General features: G+C 69.6%; 2 protein-coding genes. Both read right to left on the bottom strand.

Features of this window, described 5'->3' with window-relative positions; translation table 11 throughout:
- Positions 1-4,809 (bottom strand): LamG-like jellyroll fold domain-containing protein (locus tag AOK24_RS34420; RefSeq protein ID WP_159052082.1); only part of this gene is annotated, 4,809 nt, incomplete at its 3' end.
- Between the two features lie 202 nt (positions 4,810-5,011).
- Positions 5,012-5,648 (bottom strand): AfsR/SARP family transcriptional regulator (locus AOK24_RS34415; protein ID WP_206191322.1); only part of this gene is annotated, 637 nt, incomplete at its 5' end.

The raw sequence follows: 5,648 nt of genomic DNA, 5'->3' as shown, positions 1-5,648 counted from the left end.
CCAGAGTTCGACGGCGAGGTCGGTCGAGCCGCGCAGGATGGTGCCGGGGATCTCGGCGTAGCCGTTGCCGTTGAAGGTGGCGGCGGTGTTGTCGCCGGTGCCGAAGGCGCCGTCGGCGCCCAGGGTGGCGTTGGTGTAGGTGCCGTCGCCGTCGAGGACCGCGACCTGACTGTGGGCGGTCGTGCCGTTCACCTCGTCGAGGCGCCAGTAGCCGGCCGGGGAGTCGACGGTGACCGCGCCCCGGTAGTGCGGGCCGTCACCGGTCACCATGCCGGTGCGGGAGCGGAAGTGCGCGCCGATCTCGGCCGCGGTGAGGGCCTTGGGGTAGAAGGCGACTTCGTCGAGGGCGCCGCTGAAGTGGCCCCACGGGTCGGTGGAGTCGAGGGCGGCCCAGCGGGAGCCGGTGCGGCCCTTGCCGAGGAAGATGCGGGTCTGGTCGAGGTGGGTGATGGTGCCGGAGACCGTGCCGGCGAGGATGCCGTCGACGTAGAGGGCGGAGGTGGTGCCGTTGCCGGTGAGGACGGCGTGGTGCCACTGGCTGTCGTTGACCGTGCTCTTGGATGCCGGGGGCGTCCAGTTGGTGGTGTCGGAGTAGAACTGGCCGTGCAGTTTGCCGTCCGTGCCGACGTACAGCAGCGGGGTGGCCCGGGTGGGGACTTCGTCCTCGCTGATGTCGGCGTTGGACTCGGTCAGCAGGATGCCCGGCTTGTCGGTGCGGAACCACAGTTCCGCCGACAGGGCGGTGCCGGTCAGGGAGTTGTCGGCGACCTGGACGTAGGAGTCGCCGTTCAGGCCGACGGCCGTGTCGTCGCCGGCGGCGAAAGCCCCGTAGGTGCCGAGCGCGGCGTTGTCGCCGTAGGTGCCGTCCGATCCTTCTGCGAGGGCGGTGGCCGCTGTGGTGCCGCGGCGATCACCCAGGCGCCAGTACTCGGTGGGGCCGGAGGCGCGCACGGTGTCGCTGTAGGCGGCGGAACCGGCCGAGTAGGAGGGCGCGGACACCTTCCACGCCCCGCCGTTGTTGTCCTTGGCCTGGGTGACGCGCTCGGTGTCGGAGTCGTACGTCACCTCGGCGCTGACGCGTCCCGAGGGCAGGGTGACCTTGGTGATCCGGGAGACGGCCGACCTGGCCGCGTAGTGGTCGGCGGCGGTGCTCGCGTCGAGGGTGTGGCCGTACACGGCGACCTCGTCGATGAGGCCGGTGAAGTGGCCGAGCTGGTCGGTCTTGTCGATGCCCGCCCAGGGGACGCTGGTCCAGCCCAGACCGACATAGGTGTAGCGCTGTTCGAGGTGGTCGATCACGCCGGTCTTGGAGCCGACCGCGGCGCCGTCGAGGTAGAGCGTCTGGGAGGTGCCCGCGCCGGAGAGGACGACGTGGTGCCAGGCTCCGTCGGTGACCGCGGCGGTGGAGGTGAGCGGGGTCCAGGTGGTGCCGGGGAAGTAGAACTGGCCGCGCAGCTTGCCGTCCGTGCCCACGTACAGCAGGGGCGTGGACTGGCTGACGGACGGGTCGACGTCCTCCATGCGCTCATTGGCCTGGGAGAGCAGCACGCCGGACTTGGTGGTCTGGAACCAGAGTTCCACCGACGCGAACGGCGAGGAACCCAGGGCGTCGTCGGGCAGCGCGAGGTGGGAGTCGGTGCCGTCGAAGGACCCGGACTGATTGCCGGTTCCCCCCAGTGCGCCCGCCGCGCCGCGGGTGACGTCCCGGTACAGGGCGTCGTTGAGGCCGGTGTTGGAGACGGCCTCGCTGGCCGCGCTCTCCCCCTCGGTCTCGTTGAGCCGCCAGTATCCGGTGGGGCCGTCGTCCAGCACGGTGCTGCGGTACAGGCTGCCGTTCTCGTAGGAGTAGGCAGTGCACGCGGTCGCCGAGGCTGGCGGACAGACCTTCACCAGCCGGTCGCCGTCGTAGGTGTAGGTCCACTTCAGGCTCGTACCGGTGCCGTTGACGGGGTTCGTCTCGGCGGTGGTGACGTGTCCGGCGGTCCAGGTGAAGGTGAGGGTGCGGCCGGAGAGGACGTCCTTGGCCTGGGTCAGGCGGCCGTCGGTGTAGGTGAGTTCCTGCGTGCGGCCGTGTCCATCGGCGATCTTCGTCAGGAGGCCGGTGGAGCTGAACGTGTACAGGGTCGCGGAGCCGTCGCGCAGCGTCCAGCCGCCGCCGGACTGGGCCGTGAGCACGCCCACGGAGCCGGAGGGGGCGGCGTAGGTGCCGTCGGCGTTCTTGCCGAAGCGGACCTGGGTGCCGGTGGCCAGGGTGAGGACGACGCTGCCGGTGCTCTCGGCCGCGGCGCGCATGTCCCAGCGGGTCGCCCAGCCCGCGCCGAAGGCGTTCTTCTGGCGCGGGTCCTGGGAGTTGTAGGTGCGGGTCACCGACAGTTCGGGGCCGACGGTCGGGATCGCGGCGTCCGTCGCCGAGGTGGCGTAGTTCCCGGAGCGTTCGCCGAAACTGCGTCCGCTGTCGGATCCGCCGAGGTGGCTGGTGATCGCGGGCTGCGGCACCTGGGTCGTCAGCAGGGACGGGCCGGGGCGCGCGGAGGTGGAGCTGCCGTCGTAGGCGTAGCCGTACCAGGCGTACGTCTTCGACCAGGACAGCCAGCCGCTGGTGACCGCCCACTGCTGGGAGGCGACACGAGGTCCTGTCTTGCAGTTCTTGCGGGAGTTCTTGCCTTCGACCTCGCAGACCTCGAACTGGTACTGGAGGGCCTTGGGGTAGCGGTCGCGGTCGGCGCCGGAGGCCCACAGGGTCGGGGTCAGGGTGTTGACGACGGCGCCGGACGCCGGGGCCGCGCCGGTCAGGTAGGGCGGGACGTTGACGGCGGACACGCGCATCGCGGACACGGGGACTCCGGCGCCGCTGAAGGTGGCGATGCCGTTGTCGTTCATCGTCCAGGCCAGGGTGTAGTCGGCCGGGGTGAGCGGTGCGATCTTCGCGTCGACGGTGACCGTTGCGCCCGGGGGGACGTCGGCGGGCATCGTCGTCCAGCGGATCTTCGCCGTGTCGGTGATCTCCTTGCCCGCCGCGTCGTACAGCAGGTAGCGCAGGGTGAAGTTGCCGCCCTTGGGCCAGGTCTGCTGGCCGCGGTTGGTGACCGTCACCTTGAAGACGCCCTCGGAGGTCGCCGTCATCGGGGTGACGAACTCACCGAGCTTGTAGGTGGCGCCGTACTTCGTCCACGTGATGTCCAGGGACGGCTTGCCGTTGGGGTAGTCGTCGGAGCCGAAGTTCTTCCACGCCTTGGAGTCGGTGGTGGACGCCTTCACCGCCAGGCCGTAGTTCTTCTTGCGGCCGTGCGTCCAGTCGTCGACGAGCTGGCGGCCCGCCGATCCGAGCGGGATCGACTCCCATGCCGCCGCCCCGCACGGGTACGCGGTCTGCCCTTCGGGGCGCCAGCCGTGGGTGAAGGACTTCGAGGAGAGCGCGGACCCGGTCGAGGGGCCCGGGTAGGTCCTGGTGGTGGACTCAGCCCAGTTCGACGTGATCGCGTGGACCGTCACCGGGCGCGCGGTGCACGAGTACGACCACGTGTTGTACAGCGCGAGACGGGCGCCGACGACCCAGGCGTTCTTGAGGGTGTTCTCCACGCCCGCGAACCGCAGGAACGCCGCCGCCTTGTGGCCGCCGCCGTCGTAGGTGCCGACCTTGACGTTCGTGTCGCCGGAGAAGTCCGCGTTGTACGGGGACTGGACGTAGGTGCCCGAGGAGGCGTTGACGGAGGTCACCGTGGTGACGGTCGGGTCGACCTTCACGGGGAAGACGCGGTCGGGGGCGTTCAGCCATTCGGTGTCCAGCGTCACCTTGAGGGCCTGGCTGCCGGCGAGGTCGAGGAGTTCGTAGCGGACGCCGGTGGAGATCTCGCCCTGGTTGGAGTCGGGGGCGAGGTCGGAGTCCTCCATCCACCCGGCCGGCATGGTGGCGCGTACGCCGCCCGCCGCGTCGCGGAACGTCACCGCGCCGGTGGGCTCCAGACGGGCCGTCACCCCCTGCGTGTGGAGCGGGAACACCCACTCCGTGGGAGCGGCGGCGCTGTTGAGGGTGATGACTTCCTTGACCGAGGTGCCGCCGGCGACGAACCGGGCGTCCGCGAAGGGGCGCACGCCCGGGTAGACGACAGTGCTCTCGTCGGCTGTGCCCGGCACATGCGCAGCGTCCTGGATCGAGAAGCCGACCGCGGTGTCCGTACCGGTCTTCAGGGAGACCAACGGGACGCCGTCGGCGTACCCGGCGAACGTCGTCTCCGTGTCCCCCGCCGTGATCTTCCAGCCGTCGGTGGAAGCGCTGATGGTCTGTGTCGACAGTCCGCCGTTCTTGGGCAGTTCCTTCAGCGTCGTGTCGATCGGCTTCCAGTTCCCCGACGCATCCTGGAAGTTGACCGGCTCGTCGTAGAAGCGGGTGGTGAGGGTGCCGTCCGTGTTCTGGAACGTGCGGGAGGTGCGCTCACGTTCGGCGGCGACCTCACGGCTCGTCGCCGCGTCGAAACCCTTCGGCTCGGCCGTCTCGACGGTCACGGGGGCGGTCTCGGCATCGGGGAGCGGGGCGCTCGCCGCGCCGACCGGGGACGATGTGCCGCTCTCCGGCGGCAACTCCCCCGACGCGGCCGTGTGCCCACGCCGCCCGCCGGCCGCCTCCGCCGAGGTCGCATCGGCGGTAGCCGTGGACGGGCGGCCATCGGCGGAACCCCACTGCTGTTCGGGGACATCAGCCGACGCCGCACCCGGAGACGCGAAGGTCTGCGCGGACGCCACCCCTTCAGTACCGGCCAGGACAGCCATGACGAAGGCGACGGCGACAACAAGCGGACGTGCTGGACGCACGGTGGATCCCCCCACACAGATGATCAAAAGTGAGGGAGATTTAAAGATTTTTTAAGTGGTGACACAAGACGTATTCATGATTTTTTCAAGTCGAGTGAGATAGATCACCACTAAAACTGCGCAAAATCTACACAAATGATCATTCTCTCTCGGCAGGCAGGTATCGAGGCGTGCGAGGCCGGCGATCGCCTGAGGCGGCGTCTCAGTCCGGTGCCGGGCTTCCGGTGATCTGCCGGAAGCGCTGCTGGAAGGTCTCGAACAGTTCCTCGGTCTCCCGGCTGGGTTCTTCGTCGATCTCGCCGAGGACGGTGGTGAGGAGGGTGAACGTGCGGGGGATGGCGTCGTGTTGGCCGAGGTGGGCCTGGAAGCGGGCGATGTCGCGGTAGATGGCCTCGTTGTGGCGGTCGAAGGTGCGGGCGCGTTCGAGGAGGGTGAGGGCTTCTTCGGGGTCGGTGGTGCGCAGGATGCGGACCAGGGTGCTGACGGTGTCGAGGAAGGCGCGGTGGAGGGCTTCGCGGGGTGCTTCGGTCCAGTCGGCGCTGAGGTCGGCGGCGAAGTCGCCGGTATAGAGGTCGATGGTGTGTTCCAGGGCGGGGCGGCGGTCGGGTTCGGGGAGGTGGTGGGTGGTGTCGAGGGCGTGTTGGAGGTGCCAGAGGTCGACGTCCGTCTGGTCGGGGTCCAGGGTGTAGTAGCCGTCGGTGCAGGTGGTGATGTCGGTGATGGTGTTGTGGGTGGCGGTGCGCAGGGTGCGGCGGAGTTGGCTGACGGTGGCGTGGAAGGTGTTGTGGGGGCGGTCGGGTGGGGCGTCGGGCCAGAGGGTGGCGGTGCGGGGGTCGCGG

The sequence above is a fragment of the Streptomyces niveiscabiei genome (assembly GCF_001419795.1).
Classification (GTDB): Bacteria; Actinomycetota; Actinomycetes; order Streptomycetales; family Streptomycetaceae; genus Streptomyces; species Streptomyces niveiscabiei.
The sequence above is the reverse complement of the archived record's forward strand: the minus strand, read 5'-3'. Positions and strand labels throughout refer to the sequence as shown.